This is a genomic window from Oerskovia sp. Root22, assembly GCF_001429135.1.
GTDB classification, from domain to species: domain Bacteria; phylum Actinomycetota; class Actinomycetes; order Actinomycetales; family Cellulomonadaceae; genus Oerskovia; species Oerskovia enterophila.
In genome coordinates this window covers 556,783-574,252 of sequence record NZ_LMIL01000001.1, presented here as the reverse complement: position 1 = coordinate 574,252, position 17,470 = coordinate 556,783, and the positions used below count along the sequence as shown (strand labels likewise).

Sequence of the window (17,470 nt, the reverse complement as noted above, 5' to 3'; positions counted from 1 at the left end):
CGAGGGCCTCGCGTCGCCGGTCGAGCGTGACGTCCGGGTCGTGGGCTCCGTCAGCGACGAGTCCGGACGTCACGCTCGGTGGAGAGGTCGAGACGAGACGTCAGACCGTCTCCTGCGCGAGGAACGCGGCGAGCGCGTCGAGGGCCGCCTCGGCCTCCGCGCCGTCGGTCTCGGTCGCGAGCACGACCTGGTCGCCTGCTGCCGCGCCGAGCGTCATGACGCCGAGGATGCTCGCGGCGTCCACGGCCTCGGCGCCTTCCTTGGTCAGGGTCACGGCGACGGGCTGCTTGCCCGCCTCGGCCACGAACAGCGCTGCGGGGCGCGCGTGGAGTCCCTCGGCGATGGCGACGGTGACAGTTCGTTCCATGACGTGCTCCTGGCTGGAAGTGGTATAGACCAGTCCACTGTAGCGGAGGTCGGCAAGCCCGACGGCACGGGCCGCCCGGGCGCGTCGCGGCCCACGGGGAGTGGCCGCGGGAGGTGCGTTCTGGCGTCGGGCTGTGGGGCGGGGGACGGCCGCGGGAGGTGCGGTCCGGCGCCGGGCGGGGGATGTGGGGAGCCGGTCGCGAGGGGTGCGTTCCGGCGTCGGGCGGGGAACGGGGAGCCGAGCGGCGGGCGGCTTGGCGCACTGCCGGGTCAGGCGGAGTCCTGCTCCAGGTAGGCGACGAGCGACTCGAGCGCTGCGAGGGCGCGCACGTCGTCCGTGTCGGTCGACAGGACGGCCCCGTCGCCGGGGCCGAAGCCCGGGTGCGGCGCGCCGGCAGGTGAGGCCGCGGCGGCGTCGGGACGATCCATGCTCACTCCTGCGCTCCATGCGGTTCGGTCGAGCAGCATCCTGCCAGAGTTCGAGGGCCTCGACGGACGACCTGTGAACGACGCGCATCCGTCGGGGCTAGGGTGGCGGACATGCGCGAAGCGACGACGCCCGACGCCCAGCCGCCCGTCACGGGCGAACCCGGCGAGGGCGAGCCCAGCACGGGCGACGAGCCCCGGATCAAGGTCACGCTGTCCAGCGCGAGCGTGTACCCGCGCAAGGCGCCGTTCGCGTTCGAGGCTGCGGCACACCTCGGGTACGACGGCATCGAGGTCATGGTCTGGTCGGACTCGACGACCCAGGACGCCAAGGCGCTCGCCAAGCTCTCGGCTGACGTCGGCGTCCCGATCCGCAGCGTGCACGCCCCGACGCTCCTGGTCAGCCAGCGCGTGTGGGGACGGCTGCCGGGACCCAAGCTCGAGCGGACCGTGGACCTGGCGCTCGAGCTGGGGGCGGGGACCGTCGTCGTCCACCCGCCGTTCCGCTGGCAGGGCTTGTACGCGCGCGGGTTCGCCGACCACGTGCGCGAGCTCAACGCCGCGACGGGCGTGACGATCGCGGTCGAGAACATGTACCCGTGGCGCGGCCGCAAGCGCGAGGTGCAGGCCTACCTGCCCGGCTGGGACCCCACGGACCACCCGTACGACAAGGTGACGCTCGACCTCTCGCACGCTGCGGTGGCCCGGCAGGACAGCCTGGCCCTGCTCGACGTGTTCGGCGACCGCCTCGCGCACGTGCACCTGGCCGACGGGACCGACTCCATGTCGGACGAGCACCTCGTCCCGGGGCGCGGGGGCCAGCCGTGCGACAAGGTGCTGGGCGAGCTCGTGCGCCGCGGGTGGGAGGGCGACGTCGTGGTCGAGATCGCGACCCGGCGGGCGCGGACCGCGGCCGAGCGCTTCGAGGACCTCGCAGCCTCGCTCGCGTTCGCGCGCACCTACCTCCAGCCCGGGCCGCACGCCGAGTACGCGCCGCCGCCGGGGCACGAGCACCGGCACCTGGACGCCTGGTAGGGGTTGAGCGCGGCGGGCGGCCGGGGCTGCAGCCGCCGGGCGTCGACTGCTGCTGCCGTCGGGTCGGCCGGCCGGGACTGCCGGGTCCCGTGGGCGCGGGGTGAGCCGGGTGCCGAGAACGGGGTTGCGTTCGTTCTGAGGGGCAGAACGAACACAACCCCGTTCTCGACCGCACGGAACCTCGTGCTCGGCGGGCGGGGTGCCGCCTAGGCCGCCGGCCCCGCGAGCGCCGCCTTGGCGTCCTTCGCGGCCGTGCTCTGCGCGAACGCCGCGACGAGGATCACGACGCCCGTCACGACGAGGTAGAGGCCCAGCAGGACCGTGATGGTCTGCAGCCCGGTCACGGGGCTCACGAGGACGAGGATCCCGAACACGACCCAGAGCGCGGCCGTCGCGAGCTCCCAGTCCCAGCCGGGCTCGCGGGTCCTGCGGGCACGCAGCGCGCCGATCAGCCCCACGAGCCCTGCGACGAGCGCCCAGATGCCCACGAGCCGCAGCACGAGCGTGACGCTCGCCGAGGGCCACACCGCGAGCGTGATGCCGACCGCGATCCCCAGGCCGCCCACGACCCAGCGCCACACCCCGCCCTCGCCGTCCTTGCGCTGGCGCCCGGCCTCGATCAGGAAGAGGACCCCCTGAATGGCGGCCATCGCGGCCACGAGCCACGTGAGCCACTGGATGCCGCGGTCGGGCTCGACGAACAGCACCACGCCGATCACGAGGAACAGGATGCCGCGCAGGTAGGCGAGGCCCCACAGGCGGCGGGCGATCTTGGTGGTGCGTCCGGTGAGGGACTCGTCCTGCTCGGTCATGGGGTCCACCGTCCTCACGGGGCCTGCCCCGGCGGGTCCGTGGGCGTCGCTGGGCCTCGTTCCTCGGAAGGTAGCGCGCGGGGGCGCGTGGCGCGCGACGGACCCGCGCGGGCCTGCACGGCCGGGGGCGATTCACCCGGCCGGTACGCCGAGCACGAGGTTCCGCGCGGTCGAGCACGAGGTTGCGGTCGTACTGGGCGGCAGAACGACCGCAACCTCGTGCTCGGCACCCGGAGGAGCGGCCGTCAGCCCTGCTCGCGTGCCCGGTCGATCGTCATCTCGACGCCGTCGAGCAACCGGTCGAGCGACGCGTCGAACGGGTCGGTGGGCGTGTCGAACCCGCCGGCCTCCCAGATCCGGGTCATGACGGGGTAGCGCTCGACGTCGAACCAGTCGGCCCAGAAGCTGCTCATCGACGTCCAGTACTCGTCGCTGCTCATGCCGCTCGCGTCGTTCTCGACCGTCTCGGCGACGGCCGCGCGGGCGAGGCCGCGCACGAACGCGTCGACCAGGCCCAGGATCTCGACGACCCGCTCCGCGGACAGCCCGGTGTCGACCAGGGTGCGCAGCCCGGCCTCCTGGGCGTCGAGCACGTGCGGGGACAGCGGGAGGCGCCACATGTTGGTCTGCAGGATCCAGGGGTGGCGCTGGTAGAGGTGCCAGACCTCGCGCGCGTACCGCGACAGGCCCTCGCGCCAGGGGGCGTCGGCCGTGGGCAGGTCGAGCTCGCCGAACGCCCGGTCGATCATGAGGTCGACGAGCTCGGTGCGCCCGGGCACGTAGGTGTAGAGCGACATGGCGCCCACGCCCAGACGTGCGGCGACGCGGCGCATCGAGAGCGCCTCGAGCCCGACCTCCTGCGCGACGGCGGTCCCGGCCTCGACGACCTCGGCGAGGGTCAGGCGCGCCTTGCGCCCGCGCGTGGGCGGGGCGGGCGGGTCCCACAGGAGCGCGAGGCGCCGGGTCACGTCGTCCGGCCGGGGGATCTGGTCGGTCGGGTCGTCCACGACGTCCTGCGGGTCGTCGCTGCCGGCGTCGGGGGACGTGTCGTCGAGCGGCGCGTCGACCGATGAGTCCGGGGTCCGGGCGGAGTCCACCCCGTCGGAGGGGACGGGGGCGACGGTGTTGCTGGCCATGGTGCCTGATCCTCCCACTTCCGCGCAGTTCCGGGGACCCTTTAGTTCCCGTACGCCGTATGCTAACGTGAAATCTCTTTCCAGTACACCGTACGCGAGAGGCGTGAGTCATGATCCATACCGAAGGACTGACCAAGACGTTCCATCGCAAGAAGGAAGTGGTCGAGGCGGTCAAGGGCATCGACGTCGACGTCCACGAGGGCGAGCTCGTCGCGTTCCTCGGCCCCAACGGCGCCGGCAAGTCCACGACGCTGCGCATGCTCACGAGCCTCCTCGAACCCACCGCGGGCCGCGCCCAGGTCGCGGGCTTCGACATCCGCACCCAGCCCGCCGAGGTCCGGTCGCGCATCGGCTACATCGGCCAGGGCAACGGGGGCGGGTTCTCCTACCGGGTCGCCGACGAGCTCCACAACCAGGGCCGCTTCTACGGGCTGTCGGCCGCCGAGTACCAGCGCCGCGCCGCAGACCTCCTCGCCGCGCTCGAGCTCGACGGCCTCGGTAAGCGCACGGTCCAGAGCCTGTCGGGTGGCCAGCGCCGCCGCCTCGACGTGGCGCTCGGCCTCATGAACCACCCGCCGCTGCTGTTCCTCGACGAGCCCACCACGGGCCTCGACCCGCACAGCCGCGCGAACCTCTGGGAGCACATCGGTGCGCTGCGCGAGCGGTACGGGATGACGATCGTCCTCACCACGCACTACCTCGACGAGGCCGACTCGATGGCCGAGCGCGTCGTCGTGATCGACCACGGCACGATCGTCGCCGACGCCCCGCCCGCCGCGCTCAAGCGCGACCACGCGGACGACGTCGTGACGCTCGTCGTCGCGGGTACGCCCGGTTCCCAGGGCCAGGTGCCCGACGACGTCACGCGCGTCCGCGCGGCCCTCGCCCCGGTCGTGGGCGACGTGGGAAGCGGCGAGCGTGGCGGAGCGGGTGCAGGCAGCGGGGCTCGTGCAGCCGGCGGTGCCGGTGCGACCGGCGGAGCCGACGACGCGACGATGCAGGCGACCGTCGGCGCGGGGGGAGACGTCACCGTGACCCTGTCCACGACGCACGGCGCCGACCGGCTGCCCGAGGCGATCGAGTCCCTGCGCGTGGCAGGGTTCGCGGTCCGGTCGGCCGGGCTCAAGCAGGCGAGCCTCGACGACGTGTTCCTCAACCTGACCGGTCGGAGCCTGCGCGAGGAGGCGGCGTGATGGACGAGCAGACTGAGCCGACGACGGGCACCGGCGCAGGAGCCGGACCGGAGGCCGGACGAGCGCCCGCACCGACGGGACCGACGAACCACGGGCCCGGCACGGCCGGGACCGCGACGCAGACCGCACCACGGACCGGGGCGAGGGAGCAGACCGACCGGCGCTCCGACGTCGGGCGCTCGCGGGCCGGGAAGTTCTTCGGCGACACCTGGGCGGTCTTCACGCGCGAGATCCTCCTGGTCCTGCGCGACCCCTTCACCCTCATCTTCTCGCTGCTCCAGCCGCTGATCTTCCTGGGCCTGTTCGGGCCGCTCCTGACCGGCGCCGTGGGCGGCGGCATGGGCGGGCCCGGCGGGTCGACCGCCGCGACGCTCCAGTGGTTCGTGCCCGGCGTGATCGTCATGATCTCGCTGTTCGGGACCTCCATGACGGGCTCGAACCTGCTCTACGAGATGATGACCGGCTCCTACGAGCGGGTCCTCGCGACGCCGCTCGACCGGTCGGCGATCCTCGTGGGCCGGGCACTCAAGGAGTTCGCGCCGCTCGTCGTCCAGGGGCTCCTCATCGCGGTCGTGTGCATCCCGTTCGGCTTCACGTTCTACCCGTTGCACGCGCTCGCCGGTCTCGCGCTCCTCGGGCTGTTCGGCGTGGGCGTCGGTGCCCTGTCGTGCGCGCTCGCGCTCGCCGCGAAGAACCGCGAGTGGCTGTTCTGGGGCGTGCAGCAGTCGCTGCTCTTCCCGCTGCTCATCCTGTCCGGCATGATGCTCCCGCTCGAGGCCGGCCCCTCGTGGATGCAGACCGCGTCGAAGTTCAACCCCCTGACCTACATGGTCGACGCCGAGCGCGCCCTGTTCGGCGGGACGTTCGCGAGCACCGAGGTCCTGTGGGGCGTGGTCGCGGCCGCGGTCACGTGCGCCGTGGGGCTGTTCGTGGGCATCCGCCGGACCCGGAAGTCGGTGTGAGCGCCGTGGGCAGGGTGACGTTCGACGTCGGGCTGTCCCTCGACGGGTACGTCGCGGGACCGCACCAGTCCCTCGAGAACCCTCTCGGCGAGGGCGGCGAGGAGCTGCACCGGTGGATGTTCGAGGAGCCCGAGGTCAACACGGCCGCGCTCGAGTCCGTCGCGGCGCCCACCGCGTTCGTCATGGGGCGCAACATGTTCGCGCCCGGTCGCGGCCCGTGGGACGAGTCGTGGCGGGGGTGGTGGGGCGAGGAGCCGCCGTACCACGCGCCCGTGTTCGTGCTCACGCACCACCCGCGCGAACCTCTCGTCATGCAGGGCGGCACAACGTTCTTCTTCGTGACCGACGGGATCGCGTCCGCGCTCGCGCAGGCGCTCGCCGCCTCGAGGGACGGGCACGTCGGGATCGCGGGCGGCGCCTCGACCATGCGGGCGTACCTGGCCGCGGGGCTCGTCGACGAGTTCGGGCTGCACGTCGCGCCCGTGCTGCTCGGGGCGGGCGAGAGGTTGTTCGAGGGTCTGGGCGACCTGGGCGTCGAGCCCGGGCCGGTGACCAGCAACCACCTCGTGACGCACCTGTCGTACCGCGTCGTGCGGGGGCTCGTCGGGGAGTGACGCGTGCTTGACTGACGCGATGACCATCGCGACGCCGAGCACCCCGCCCGAGCCTGCGCCGTCGGGCCTCACGCTGCCCGCGCTCACCGAGCGCGTCGAGGCGGTGTCCGCGCTCTACGCACGCAAGTTCGGGATCGCCCGCGACCCCGACTGGTTCGTGCTCAAGCTCGCCGAGGAGACGGGCGAGCTCACGCAGGCGTACCTCGCGGCCTCGGGACGCACGCGGCCGCGCGTCGCGTCGGAGGGCGAGGTGCCCGACGGCGGACGGGCGGCGCTCGCGGCCGAGGTCGCCGACGTCCTCGCGCACCTGCTCCTGCTCGCGCGGTCGCAGGGGATCGACGTCGAGCGGGCCGTGCGGGAGAAGTGGCTCGTGTGGGAGGGAGAGGTCGGGGGCGAGGTGGACGTGCAGGCCGAGGTGGGCCGGGGGTGAGGCCGGGTGCCGGGGGTGCCCGGTGCCCGGCGCGGGGCGTTGCGGCCCCGCAGCGACCACGCCAGGATGTCCGGCATGACCGCTTCCTCTGTCCCTGGACCGACGAGCCCTCGCCCCCGCGGACTGGGTCGAGGTGAGGTGCTTGGGCTCGTGGCCGGGGTGCTGCTGGTCGGTGTGGGGGGATGGCTCGCGTCGCGCTCCTACGGTGCCGCGTCGTTCGGGTGGTTCGCGTACGCGCCCTTGTCCGGCGCGGTGTACGAGCCGTCCCGCCCGTGGTCCCAGGTCCTGGGGCTCGTCGCGGCGGGGGCCGGGCTGCTGGTGCTCGGCTTCGTGGCAGGGTGGGTGGTCGCGCGGCGGCGGGGTGGCGACGGCGGCGCCGGGGCGGACCGACCTGCGGAGCGACCGGATGCGTGACGCGAGCGTCCCGGGAGGCACCGGGGCGCCTGCCGCACGGACCGACGGGCGCGGGGGTCCCGGGCGGGCCGGTCGGGATCACGACCCAGGATCTGGGCCCGCCCCTTCCGTCGGGGAGGGACCGACGACGGGGCGCGGAGGCACCGTGTTCACCGAGGTGCGCCACGCGTCGGTCGTCACCCAGGCGCTGGTCATGACGCTCGGTATCGCGGTCACCGCGCTGACGGTGGGCCTCGCGGTGTCACCCACGGGAGGGCTCGGATGGCTCGACGTGCTGCCCGGGGCCCTGGTGCTCGCGATCTGTGCCGCGGCCGCGCGCATGTCGTCGGTCGTGGCGGTCGGGCCCGATGCCATGACGCTCTCGCTGCGCCTGGGCGGGGTGCCGGTCTGGCGTCGTCGGATCCCTGGCCACGAGATCGATCAGGTCCAGGGAGGGACGGCCGGCGGGCCGACGGTCGACGCACTGTCCGCGGGCGGGCTCGGTCTCCGGTTCCTCGGTGGCGGTCGGGTCGCGCTCATGGTCCGTCAAGGAGAGGCCGTGCGGATCGTGGTGCGCGGCGGACGACGCGAGTACCTGGTCGCGAGCGGCCGGGCGCGCGAGCTGACCGCGGCCGTGGCGGCGCTGGCGGCCCGCACCCCGACGCCGAGATAGAGGGCCGGCGTCGAGGTAGAGGGCCCGGGCCCTCTGTCTCGACGGGAAGCCGCTGTCTCGGCGACCGTGTGCGCTCGGCGCACGGCAGAATCGATGCCGTGACCACCGCGAACCCTCCCTACCGACTGGCCCTCCTCGACCTCGACGGGACGCTGACCGACTCGGCTCCCGGCATCCTCTCCTCGGTCCGGTACGCCTACACGACCCTGGGGATCGAGACCCCGACCGACGAGACCCTGCGGCGTTTCGTGGGCCCTCCGCTCACCGAGACGTTCGCGCGGCACGGCGTCCCGGTGGACCGGGTCGCGGAGGCGGTCGCGGCGTACCGCGAGGTCTACGCAGCCGGCGGCATGCTCGACAACTCGCTCTACCCGGGGATCCTCGAGTGCCTGACGGCGGCACGTGCGGCGGGCGTCCGGCTCGCGGTCGCGACGTCCAAGCCCGAGGTCTACGCGCGGCGCATCACCGCGCACTTCGGGATCGACGCCCTGGTCGAGGGGGTCTACGGCGCGACCCTCGACGGATCGCGCGGCTCCAAGGCGGACGTGATCGAGCACGCGCTCGCGTCGCTGGCCGCGTCGGAGGGTGTGGCGGGCGCGGTGGGCGCGACGGCGACGGTGGGCTCGGAGGACGAGGAAGTTCCGGGCGCAGGGGCCGGTGGGGCCGGCAGGGCCGTCCTTGACGGCCTGCCGCCGCACGAGGAGATCATCATGGTCGGCGACCGGGAGCACGACGTGCTCGGCGCTGCGGCGCACGGCATCCGTTGCCTCGGCGTCTCGTGGGGGTACGCGGTGCCGGGGGAGCTCGAGGACGCAGGGGCCCTCGCGGTCGTGGAGAGCACCGACGAGCTGGCGCGGATGCTGCGAGGCGAGTGACGCCGTCGGGCGGTGAAGACGCGAGGCGAGTGACGCCGTCGGGCAGCGAGGCCGCGAGAACCACGGGAGACGCGAGAGCCGCAGCGCTGGGCGCGACGAGCGGACCCCGCTGAGAGCGCAAGGACTAGTTGTCAGAAGTGCACCGGGGCATACCTCGGTGCACTTCTGACAACTCATCTGCGGCGACGAGGGTTGACCTTGACGTAGCGTCAACTTCTAGGGTCGATCGTGCTGCCTCACCCGAGGCGTCCAGATCCGGGCCGTCCGCGAGACGACCGGACAGCCGCGACGACATCGTGTCGTCGCGAGGCCCAGGAAGGAGGAGCGCATGACCGCGCACGCACCGCAGGCCCCGACCGACTGGTCGATCCAGGAGATCGCCCGCCTCGCCGGGACCACGAGCCGCACGCTGCGTCACTACGACGCGATCGGGCTGCTCGCGCCCAGCAGGGTCGGGCACAACGGCTACCGGTACTACGACGGGGCCGCGCTCGTCCGCCTCCAGCGGATCCTCCTCCTGCGGGACCTCGGCGTGGGCCTCCCGGCCGTCGCCGAGATCCTGGAGCGTGACGGCGAGGCCAGTCCTGCCGTGCAGGCGCGGGCCCTGCGGACCCACCTGGACGCCCTCCGGGCCGAGCGGCAGCGGCTGGCGCGACAGATCGCGTCGGTCGAGCACACGATCACGACCATGGAAGGAGGTGGGCGGCTCATGGCGGACGAGATGTTCGACGGGTTCGACCACACGAAGCACGAGGCGGAGGTCACCGAGCGGTGGGGTGCCGAGGCCTACCGGACGGGCGACACCTGGTGGCGCGGGCTCTCCGCGCAGGACAAGGCGGCCTACCAGGAGACGACCCGGCAGCTCGGGGCGGACTGGATCGCTGCGGCCCAGTCCGGGATCGCGCCCGACAGCGACGAGGCGCAGGTGCTCGCTCGCCGCCACGTCGAGTGGCTGAGCAGCATCCCGGGCACCCCGGGCCACGGCGGGGCGCCGGTCAAGGAGTACGTCGTCGGGCTCGGGGAGATGTACGTGGCCGACGAGCGGTTCGCGGCGAACTACGGCGGCGTCGAGGGCGCGACGTTCGTGCGCGACGCGCTCGCGGTGTACGCGGGGCGGAACCTGTAGGTCACCCGCCGCACTGGCCGCGAGGTAGAGGCCTGGTGTCGAGAAAGAGGGGTACAGCCCTCTACGTCGGCGGCAGGCCTCTACCTCGGCGGAACCGCAGCAGCAGACCGTGCCGGCAGGATGATCGGCGCCCCGCCACCGGGATGCTCGACGACCTCGACCGGGTAGTCGTAGACCTCGCTCAGCCGCTCGGCCGTCAGCACCTCGGCGGGCGCCCCGTCGGCGACCACGCGACCTCTAACCATGAGCGTGACCTGGTCGGCGTAGGCCGACGCGAGCCCCAGGTCGTGCACGACGACGACCACCGCACCCCCGGACGCCGCGTGGCGGCGGGCGATCTGCAGCACGAGCTCCTGGTGCTTGAGGTCGAGCGCCGCGGTCGGCTCGTCGAGCATGAGCAGCCCGGTCCGCTGGGCCAGGACACGCGCGAGCGCGACGCGCGCCTTCTCGCCCCCGGACAGCGACGGGAAGTGCCGGTCGGCGAGGTGGGACACGTCGGTCGCGGCGAGCGAGGCGGCCACGACCTCCTCGTCGGTCTCCTCGAGGGGCGTCCCGCGCCAGGGCGCGCGGCCCATCTGCACGACGTCGAGCGACGTGAACGGGAAGCTGAGGTGGATCTGTTGCATGAGCACGGCCCGGCGCATCGCGAGCTCGGTGGGCGTCCACGACCGCAGGGGCGAGCCGTCGACCAGGACCGAGCCGCCGTCGAGCGGCAGGTCGCCCGTGAGCGCCCCGAGCAGCGAGGACTTGCCCGCGCCGTTGGGGCCGAGCAGGGCCCGGACCTCCCCGGCCCGTACCGTGACCGACACGTCCCGCAGCACGGGGGTCCCGTCGAGCGAGAGCGTCGCACCGCGCGCCTCGGTCACGACGTCGCCCGCCGCCGCGGCAGAAGGCAACCGCGAGGAGCGTCGCCGCCCCGTGACCGCAGTCCGCAACGACGACCAGAAGCTGCTGCCCTCGTGGCGCGAGTCGAGCTCGACCAGTGTGCGGCTCATGCCCAGCCTCCCTGGCGAGAGCGCGTGCGGCGCAGCAGGTAGAAGAAGAACGGCCCGCCGACGAGCGAGGTGATCATGCCGAGCGGCAGCTCGACGTTCGCGACCGCCGTGCGCGAGACGAGGTCCGCGAGCAGCAGGACCACGGCCCCGCCGAGGGCCGAGGCGGGGATGAGCCAGCGGTGGCTCGGGCCGCACACCATGCGGACCAGGTGCGGCACGACGAGCCCCACGAACGCGATGATCCCCGTGAAGGCCACGCCCGCGGAGACCAGGAGCGCGACGAGGACGATCACGATCTGCCGCAGCCGCTCGACGTCGACGCCCAGGTGCTGCGCGGCGCGCTCGCCCAGGGACAGCAGGTCCAGCTGGCGGCGCAGCAGCATGGCGCCGACCACGCCGACGATCGCGATGGGAGCCACGACCGCGACCGATCCCCACGTGGCCCCGCCGAGCGATCCGAGCTGCCAGAACACGATCTGCTCGCGCGCGGCCGGGTCGGCCACGAACGTGAAGAACGCGAGCAGCCCGCCCGCGAACGCGTTGACCGCGATGCCGGTGAGCACGAGCGTCACGACCTCGGTGCGCCCGCCCGAGCGCGAGAGCGCGTAGACGACGAACGTCGTGATCAGCCCGCCGAGGAACGCGGCCGCGGCGACCCAGGTCCCCGAGACGAGAGAGCCGGCCGTGACGATGACCGCGCACGCGCCCACGGCCGCGCCCGCGGAGACGCCGATCACGCCGGGCTCGGCGAGCGGGTTGCCGAACACGCCCTGCATGAGCGCGCCCGAGCAGGCGAGCGCGGCCCCGACGAGGATCGCGAGCACGACGCGCGGGAAGCGCACGACCCACAGCGTGTTCTCGCCCTGCGGGTGCGAGGGCATGGGCCCGATGTCGAGGCCCATGTGGTGCATGAGCGAGCCGAGGACCTCGGCGGGGGACACGGGCACCTGCCCGGTCATGCCGGACAGGACGGTGAGCACGAGCAGCGCGACGCCGAGCCCGATCATGAGCCAGGTCGCGGCGCGTCGCCGCCCGCGCCCGACGGCGGTGAGCGCCGCGGCGTCCTTCTCGTCGCGCCCGGAGCCCCGGGGAGCAGCCCCGTGCCCGACGGCGTCGCTCACCGGTGTGCTCGGCTCGCGTCGGTCGGTGGTCGTCCCGTCCGCGGTGCGCTGCGCCGTGGTGAGGGCGTCGGAGGTGGGGCGTGCCGTCGTCGGGCCGGCGGGGTGGGAACCCGGCGTCACGGCGTGGCCGTCCCGGCGTCGGCCGAGGCGACCGCGGTCAGGTCGGGGGCCGGGACGCCGTAGAACGCCTCGACGAGCGACGCGATGGTCTCGCCCGTGCGCGGGCCGAACGTCAGCAGGCGGCTGCCGTCCATGTCGATCACGCGCTGGTTCTGGCCCGCCGGGGTCTGCGCCAGGCCAGGGATGGCCATCATGGCGTCGAGACCGCCGCTCGACTCGAGGCCGTCGGTCATGACGAGGTACGCCGCCGGCGCCGCCGAGATGATGGCCTCGCTCGTGACGGGCGCGTACTGCTGCGTGAGGCCGATCGCGGTGCCCGCGTCCTGGCCGCCGATCTCGCGGATCAGGTCGTCGGCGCCCGAGCCGGGACCGAACAGCATCTTGATGTTCGACCCACGCAGGTAGAGGAACGCGACGAGCGGGTTGCCCGTGTCCGCGGGGACCCCGGCGAGGGCTGCGCAGATCTGCTGGTCGGTGCGCTCGACGAGCGCCGCCCCGGCCTCGGGGACGCCGAGCGTGGTCGCGACCGCGGTGATGCGGTCGTCGATCCCGTCGAGCGTGCGGGCCTCGTCGAAGTACACGACCGGGATGCCCGAGGACTCGAGCTGCGAGCGCGCGGTGTCCGTGAGGAGCGTGGCGTCGGTCAGGATGACGCTCGGGTTCAGGCCGAGGATGGTCTCGATGTTCAGGGCGTGGCCCGCGCCGGTCACGACGGGGACGTCGGCGGCCTCGGGGAAGCCCGTCGGCAGGTCGCGACCCACGACGTTCGCGCCCAGCCCCAGGCTGTAGACGATCTCTCCGAGGGTGCCGTAGAGGTCCACCGCGATGATGCGCGAGGCGTCGGCGACCGTGACCTCGCGGCCGTCGAACGACTGCACGGTCACGGGCAGCGTCGGGGTCGGCGCCGAGACGATCGGGTCGATCACGTTGTCGGCGAACGTCGCGGTCGTCGGGCCGGTGGGGAACGTCGCGGGGTCCACGGTGGGGCGCTCGCCGGTCTCGAGGGCCGTGCACGCGTCCAGGGCGACGGTCTCGGTGGGTGCGGGCGACGAGTCCGAGGCCGAGGGGGGCGCCGTCGTCGGGCCCTCGGGCTCGTAGGGGAGGGGGGCGCAGCCTGCCCCGAGCAGCACCGCGGCGAGCGTCGCGACGCCCACGACGGACGAGCGGCGCCGGCCGCGCGACAGGGGTCCGCGCGGACGCTCGGGGGACGGGACGCGGGCAGGGTGCGACATCACAAAGGCTCCAGCGGGGGTCGGCCGCCCACGCGAGAAGGCGGCTCCGGGTAAGTTGAGGCTAACCTACGAAGGGCCTCGCCAGGGTGGCCGGTCCACGGGATCTTCTGTGATCTTGGAGACGCTGCCGGCGGTCCCGTGCGCCGGCGCAGCGGTCGGGTGCGGCCGTCTCCCGGTGCCGAGCATGCGGTGGGCGTCGAGAATCCGGGGAATCTCGACGCCCACCACCTGCTCGACGAACGTCCACCGCATGCGCGGCACCGGAGGCGGGGTGGAGGGGCCGGCGGAGCCGCGGGAGCGGCGCTCTCAGCGGGAGCGGCGAGCCGGTGGGCTCACCGCACGCTCAGCGCGGTCAGCAGTGGATCGCGCCGAGCTCCGCGAACAGCGCGCTGTTGAGGCGGAACGCGAGCTTGGCCTCCTCGACCGTCTCGGCGATCTGCTCGTCCGTGAGGTCCAGGGAGTCGAGGCGCTCGCGGTAGACGTCCTTGAAGGGCTTGGCCTTGGGGATCTCGTCGAACGTGTAGAACGCGAGGCCGTCGGGGCCGAGCCCGTAGTGGCGCTCCATCATGCGCTTGATGATCTGGCCGCCCGACAGGTCGCCCAGGTAGCGCGTGTAGGCGTGCGCCGCGTAGGCCGAGAGCGAGGTGCCGACCTCGAGCAGGCGGGCCACGTAGGCCTCGGTCGCGGGCAGGATGCGGATCTCGGTGGCCCAGTCGGACCCGACCAGGAACGCGAGGTCCTTCTCGATCGAGGGCGTGCGGGTCAGCTCGTCGAACACGAGGGTCGCGCCCTGGGCGTCGTCGCGGATCTGGGCGCTGGCCCGCTCGAGCGCCCCGTAGATCGCGTACTGCTGCGCGGCGAGGTCCGTGTAGGCGGCGACGTCGAGCTCGCCCCCCATGAGCTTCTCGACGAAGCCCGTGGTCTCGGCCTGCTCGTGCTCGGGGCGCGTGCCCTCGCGCAGGCGCAGCGACAGGGACGCGGGCGCGGGTGCGGGGGGAAGGGTCTCAGCGGTCATCTCAGCGGTCACGAGGGGCTCCTGCGGTTCGTCGTGTCACGTGCACGACGTCGGCACGCGCGCCGGGGTCCAGCGCAGGGTCCACGGTGTGGTGACACATCGTCATGACGTCGCGTCAGGAACGATACAACAGTGAGGTGAGGTTTACCTATGCTCTGTGGGAGAGATCTCACGGACTGGGCGCGAGGAGAGTGGATTCGGCGAGGATCTCGCCCGTCTCGACGTCGAGCACGACGATCGACTCGGCGGGCAGGGTGTCGAGGGGCGGCGGCACGTAGTCCGGGACCGATGTGCAGCTCCTGCGATCGAAGGTCTCGAGGACGGTACCGCTCCGGGTCTCGACCTGCGCTGTCACGGGGTGGTCGAGGATCTCCTGGGGCCACTCCTCGACGGGGAGCACGTCACCGTCGAGGTCTGCAGGGAAGCTGTTCCACCAGCCCTCCAGGCCACCCAGCGTCATGGGGTTCCCGTGCTCGTCGGCTCCCTCGACGGACCCGCGTTCGGTGGGACTGTAGTTGAAGCACGTCCGCACTCCGTTGGTCTCGCGCGCCGGTGCGGCGTCGGCCGGAGAGGACACGTCGGACGCCGTCTCGGCCGGGCTCCCGGTGTGCTGGGAGACGAGACCCGCCGGGGCCAGACCGACCGGTCCCCTGAGGGGGAGGTCGAGGCCGAGAGCCGGCAGTGCGAGCGCAGCCCCCACGGCCAGGGCGCCGACCGAGCCGGTGACGGTCACCACGCGCCGGACGCGCTGCGCTCTCCGCGCACGAGCGCGCACCTCGCCGGGCGTCGCGAGCGAGGTCAGCGGTGCGTCCTCGACCCGGGCACGCAGCCCGGCCGCGAAGTCGTCGTCGTCGTTCATCTCTCGCTCCTCTGCTCGCCCAGGAGGGCGCGCAGGGTCGCCAATCCTCTCGACGACGCTGCTTTGACGGTGCCCGGCGTGACGCCGAGGTCGGTGCTCACCTGCTCGACGGACAGGTCGAGCAGGTGCCGCATGACGACGATCCGGCGCTGCTGCAGGGGAAGGGTGCGCAGCGCCCTGACGAGCTCGTCCCGGGCGACGACCGCACGGTCGCCCGCCGCCACGGGCCGCTCGTGCACGTCAGCGACGAGGTGCTCGCGCCGCCGACGCCGCCAGTGGTCCACCCGGAGGTTGACGAGCACGCGCCGGGCGTACGGCAGAGGGTCCTGCCGGGCCCGGACCCACGCTCGCCACACCCGCTCGAACGCCTGCTGGGTCAGCTCCTCGGCGCGGTGCCGGTCCCCGACGAGCAGGTAGGCCGTCGTGAGCAGGGCGGAGGACGACTCGCGGACGAACGCCTCGAACTCGGTCGCGTGCGACCGCCCGTCGACCAGCAGGACTGTGCCCTCGCCGTCACCGACCACCAGCGCCCCCTGATCCATCCAGCCTCCCTCGACGCAGCGTGCACCCACCCTCTCAACCGGGACAACGCGCGACACCCGTCGAAGGTTGAGAGCCTGTGTGAACTCGTCGCGAGGCCCCGGGGGGCTGCGGTCACGGCGTGGTGCGCCCTCACCTGGTCGGCAGCGCGTGCTCCGCGACGTCCTCGGGGTTGGGCAGCCCGTGCAGGAACCGGTAGCCCGCGGCGGCGACCACGACCGTGAGCCCGCCCGCGACGAGCAGCGGCGTCGTGAGGTCGATGCGTGCGAGCAGGCCGCCCAGCAGCGAGCCCAGCGGCATGGTCCCCCAGAGCAACGTGCGCCACGTCCCGTGGACACGGCCCAGCAGGTGGCCCGGGATCGCGGCCTGACGCAGCGACATGACCAGGACGTTCCACACCGACGTCGACCCGAACGACACCGCGAAGCACACGACCGCGACCGGGATCGTCGGGAAGAGGCCCATGACGACGAGCGCGACGGGCCCGACGAAGTTCGCCGCGGCCATGACGGGGCCGGCCCCGAACCGGACCTTGAGCGGGCTCACGACCACGGCGCCGACGATGCCCCCGACGGCCCCCGACAGCATGAACACCCCGAACCACTGCTCGGGCACGTCGAGGCGGTCGAGCACGAACAGGACATCGGTCGCGATCGCCGCCGAGAAGAACAGTGCGATCAGGATGCTGAGGAACCAGAGGGGCCGCAGCATCGGGTGGCTCATGATGAAGCGGAAGCCGTCCGTGAGCTGGTGGGCGAACGTCGCGCGGACGGACGGGAGCGAGGGCGTCCCGGCGTCGTCGGAGGACAGGACGTCCGAGGCGGCGGTGTGCGCGTCGTCGGACCTGCGCCTGCGCGCACGGTGGGTGCGGTGCGCGCCGGCCGCGGCGGCGGGCAGGAAGAACGCGAGCACCCCCGCGACCGCGTAGGACAGGGCGCCGATGCCCAGCGGGATCACGACCGCGACCGCGAACAGCGCCGACGTCACGGGGACGGCGAGGAAGTTCTGCACGACGAGCTCGCCCGCCTCGATGCGGGAGTTGGCACGCGGCAGGTCCGCGCGGCGCACGATCGCGGGGACGACGGCCCGGATCGCGCCGTCGTACAGCGTCTCGAGCGCGCCGTACGCGAAGATCACCGCGTACAGCCACCAGATGGTCAGCGTGCCCGTCGCGAAGAGCGTGAGGAGCGTGACTGCGAGGAGCGTCCGGGTGCCGTTCGCGATCGTCATGGCGTGGCGGCGGTCGATCCGGTCGAGCAGCACCCCGGACGGGATGGCGAAGAACAGCCACGGCAGCATCGCGACGGCCGCGATGCCCGCGATGAGCAGCGGGTCGTCCGTCAGGCGGGCCGCGAGGAGAGGGGCGGCGACGCGCGCGATCCCGTCGGCCAGGCTCGAGCTGATGTTGGCCGTGAAGACGTTGGTGAAGGACCGGCCGAGCCCGCGGCGGGCGGGTTCGTCGGGGCGCCCGGGCGGTGTCCGGGCAGCGTCAGCGGGGGGTGGGGGTTCTGCGGGGGGCACCGGAGAACTCTAGGCGCCCTGCCGCG

The 17,470-nt window shown here is 73.3% G+C and carries 20 protein-coding genes; 9 read left to right on the top strand and 11 right to left on the bottom strand.

Translation table 11 applies throughout. The features are described from left to right. Positions 1-100 precede the first annotated feature (100 nt). The gene (locus ASE15_RS02425) at positions 101-367 is read right to left on the bottom strand and encodes an HPr family phosphocarrier protein (protein ID WP_056644684.1); all 267 of its coding nucleotides are present in this window, start codon (positions 365-367) and stop codon (positions 101-103) included. 269 nt (positions 368-636) lie between these two features. Continuing rightward, the gene (locus ASE15_RS20650; protein WP_157257328.1) at positions 637-795 is read right to left on the bottom strand and encodes a hypothetical protein; all 159 of its coding nucleotides are present in this window, start codon (positions 793-795) and stop codon (positions 637-639) included. Between the two features lie 111 nt (positions 796-906). Here ASE15_RS20650 and ASE15_RS02420 point away from each other — a divergent pair, with 111 nt between their 5' ends. Next, positions 907-1,827, top strand: a complete 921-nt coding sequence (locus ASE15_RS02420; RefSeq protein ID WP_082608362.1) for a sugar phosphate isomerase/epimerase — start codon at positions 907-909, stop codon at positions 1,825-1,827. Positions 1,828-2,033: 206 nt separating this feature from the next. Here the strand turns inward: ASE15_RS02420 and ASE15_RS02415 are convergent, their stop codons facing one another. Together ASE15_RS02415 and ASE15_RS02410 are read right to left on the bottom strand one after the other, a co-directional pair. Beyond that, positions 2,034-2,639, bottom strand: coding sequence for an HdeD family acid-resistance protein (locus ASE15_RS02415; RefSeq protein ID WP_056644691.1), 606 nt, complete (start codon positions 2,637-2,639; stop codon positions 2,034-2,036). A 245-nt stretch (positions 2,640-2,884) separates the two neighbouring features. Beyond that, on the bottom strand, positions 2,885-3,775 hold the full coding sequence (locus ASE15_RS02410; protein WP_082618114.1) for a TetR/AcrR family transcriptional regulator: 891 nt from the start codon (positions 3,773-3,775) through the stop codon (positions 2,885-2,887). Positions 3,776-3,885: 110 nt separating this feature from the next. Here ASE15_RS02410 and ASE15_RS02405 point away from each other — a divergent pair, with 110 nt between their 5' ends. The 8 genes from ASE15_RS02405 to ASE15_RS02370 all read left to right on the top strand — a co-directional run bounded on the left by ASE15_RS02405 (position 3,886) and on the right by ASE15_RS02370 (position 10,041). After that, complete coding sequence (locus ASE15_RS02405; RefSeq protein ID WP_056760953.1) at positions 3,886-4,968, top strand: ABC transporter ATP-binding protein; 1,083 nt, start codon at positions 3,886-3,888, stop codon at positions 4,966-4,968. Continuing rightward, positions 4,968-5,930, top strand: coding sequence for an ABC transporter permease (locus ASE15_RS02400; RefSeq protein ID WP_082618113.1), 963 nt, complete (start codon positions 4,968-4,970; stop codon positions 5,928-5,930). The genes ASE15_RS02405 and ASE15_RS02400 overlap by 1 nt, the downstream gene beginning before the upstream one ends. 5 nt (positions 5,931-5,935) lie before the next feature. Beyond that, the gene (locus ASE15_RS02395; protein ID WP_056761443.1) at positions 5,936-6,544 is read left to right on the top strand and encodes a dihydrofolate reductase family protein; all 609 of its coding nucleotides are present in this window, start codon (positions 5,936-5,938) and stop codon (positions 6,542-6,544) included. Positions 6,545-6,563: 19 nt separating this feature from the next. Continuing rightward, positions 6,564-6,974: a MazG nucleotide pyrophosphohydrolase domain-containing protein gene (locus ASE15_RS02390; protein WP_056760950.1), complete on the top strand. Its 411-nt coding sequence runs from the start codon at positions 6,564-6,566 to the stop codon at positions 6,972-6,974. 75 nt (positions 6,975-7,049) lie between these two features. Next, positions 7,050-7,388 carry a hypothetical protein gene (locus ASE15_RS02385; RefSeq protein WP_157277098.1) on the top strand — a complete coding sequence of 113 codons (339 nt, stop codon included), beginning with the start codon at positions 7,050-7,052 and terminating at the stop codon, positions 7,386-7,388. Positions 7,389-7,533: 145 nt separating this feature from the next. Next, positions 7,534-8,040, top strand: a complete 507-nt coding sequence (locus tag ASE15_RS21390) for a hypothetical protein (protein ID WP_056760944.1) — start codon at positions 7,534-7,536, stop codon at positions 8,038-8,040. 98 nt (positions 8,041-8,138) lie between these two features. Continuing rightward, positions 8,139-8,915, top strand: coding sequence for an HAD hydrolase-like protein (locus ASE15_RS21675; RefSeq protein WP_056760941.1), 777 nt, complete (start codon positions 8,139-8,141; stop codon positions 8,913-8,915). 328 nt (positions 8,916-9,243) lie between these two features. Beyond that, positions 9,244-10,041, top strand: coding sequence for a MerR family transcriptional regulator (locus ASE15_RS02370; protein WP_056760938.1), 798 nt, complete (start codon positions 9,244-9,246; stop codon positions 10,039-10,041). Positions 10,042-10,121: 80 nt separating this feature from the next. Here ASE15_RS02370 and ASE15_RS02365 read toward each other — a convergent pair whose 3' ends face one another. The 7 genes from ASE15_RS02365 to ASE15_RS02335 form a co-directional block, all read right to left on the bottom strand. Next, a complete protein-coding gene (locus tag ASE15_RS02365; RefSeq protein WP_056760936.1) occupies positions 10,122-11,036 on the bottom strand; it encodes a heme ABC transporter ATP-binding protein in 915 nt (304 codons plus the stop codon). After that, positions 11,033-12,043, bottom strand: a complete 1,011-nt coding sequence (locus tag ASE15_RS02360; RefSeq protein ID WP_056646481.1) for an iron ABC transporter permease — start codon at positions 12,041-12,043, stop codon at positions 11,033-11,035. Before ASE15_RS02360 ends, ASE15_RS02365 begins: the two co-directional genes overlap by 4 nt. A gap of 230 nt (positions 12,044-12,273) precedes the next feature. After that, entirely contained in the window at positions 12,274-13,509 is a 1,236-nt protein-coding gene (locus ASE15_RS02355) for a hemin ABC transporter substrate-binding protein (protein ID WP_082618111.1), read from the bottom strand. Between the two features lie 352 nt (positions 13,510-13,861). Continuing rightward, positions 13,862-14,536, bottom strand: coding sequence for a heme oxygenase (biliverdin-producing) (locus ASE15_RS02350; RefSeq protein ID WP_369800534.1), 675 nt, complete (start codon positions 14,534-14,536; stop codon positions 13,862-13,864). A 157-nt stretch (positions 14,537-14,693) separates the two neighbouring features. Further along, on the bottom strand, positions 14,694-15,383 hold the full coding sequence (locus ASE15_RS02345) for a hypothetical protein (protein ID WP_056644714.1): 690 nt from the start codon (positions 15,381-15,383) through the stop codon (positions 14,694-14,696). Next, on the bottom strand, positions 15,380-15,925 hold the full coding sequence (locus tag ASE15_RS02340) for a SigE family RNA polymerase sigma factor (protein ID WP_056760932.1): 546 nt from the start codon (positions 15,923-15,925) through the stop codon (positions 15,380-15,382). Before ASE15_RS02340 ends, ASE15_RS02345 begins: the two co-directional genes overlap by 4 nt. Before the next feature lie 130 nt (positions 15,926-16,055). Then, positions 16,056-17,444, bottom strand: coding sequence for an MFS transporter (locus ASE15_RS02335; protein ID WP_056644722.1), 1,389 nt, complete (start codon positions 17,442-17,444; stop codon positions 16,056-16,058). Positions 17,445-17,470: the final 26 nt, after the last annotated feature.

Coding starts and splice junctions, on each gene's coding strand:
- ASE15_RS02425 (WP_056644684.1), bottom strand. CDS start 367: ATGGAACGAACTGTCACCGTCGCCATCGCCGAGGGACTCCACGCGCGC.
- ASE15_RS20650 (WP_157257328.1), bottom strand. CDS start 795: ATGGATCGTCCCGACGCCGCCGCGGCCTCACCTGCCGGCGCGCCGCAC.
- ASE15_RS02420 (WP_082608362.1), top strand. CDS start 907: ATGCGCGAAGCGACGACGCCCGACGCCCAGCCGCCCGTCACGGGCGAA.
- ASE15_RS02415 (WP_056644691.1), bottom strand. CDS start 2,639: ATGACCGAGCAGGACGAGTCCCTCACCGGACGCACCACCAAGATCGCC.
- ASE15_RS02410 (WP_082618114.1), bottom strand. CDS start 3,775: ATGGCCAGCAACACCGTCGCCCCCGTCCCCTCCGACGGGGTGGACTCC.
- ASE15_RS02405 (WP_056760953.1), top strand. CDS start 3,886: ATGATCCATACCGAAGGACTGACCAAGACGTTCCATCGCAAGAAGGAA.
- ASE15_RS02400 (WP_082618113.1), top strand. CDS start 4,968: ATGGACGAGCAGACTGAGCCGACGACGGGCACCGGCGCAGGAGCCGGA.
- ASE15_RS02390 (WP_056760950.1), top strand. CDS start 6,564: ATGACCATCGCGACGCCGAGCACCCCGCCCGAGCCTGCGCCGTCGGGC.
- ASE15_RS02385 (WP_157277098.1), top strand. CDS start 7,050: ATGACCGCTTCCTCTGTCCCTGGACCGACGAGCCCTCGCCCCCGCGGA.
- ASE15_RS02370 (WP_056760938.1), top strand. CDS start 9,244: ATGACCGCGCACGCACCGCAGGCCCCGACCGACTGGTCGATCCAGGAG.
- ASE15_RS02365 (WP_056760936.1), bottom strand. CDS start 11,036: ATGAGCCGCACACTGGTCGAGCTCGACTCGCGCCACGAGGGCAGCAGC.
- ASE15_RS02360 (WP_056646481.1), bottom strand. CDS start 12,043: ATGATCGGGCTCGGCGTCGCGCTGCTCGTGCTCACCGTCCTGTCCGGC.
- ASE15_RS02355 (WP_082618111.1), bottom strand. CDS start 13,509: ATGTCGCACCCTGCCCGCGTCCCGTCCCCCGAGCGTCCGCGCGGACCC.
- ASE15_RS02345 (WP_056644714.1), bottom strand. CDS start 15,383: ATGAACGACGACGACGACTTCGCGGCCGGGCTGCGTGCCCGGGTCGAG.
- ASE15_RS02340 (WP_056760932.1), bottom strand. CDS start 15,925: ATGGATCAGGGGGCGCTGGTGGTCGGTGACGGCGAGGGCACAGTCCTG.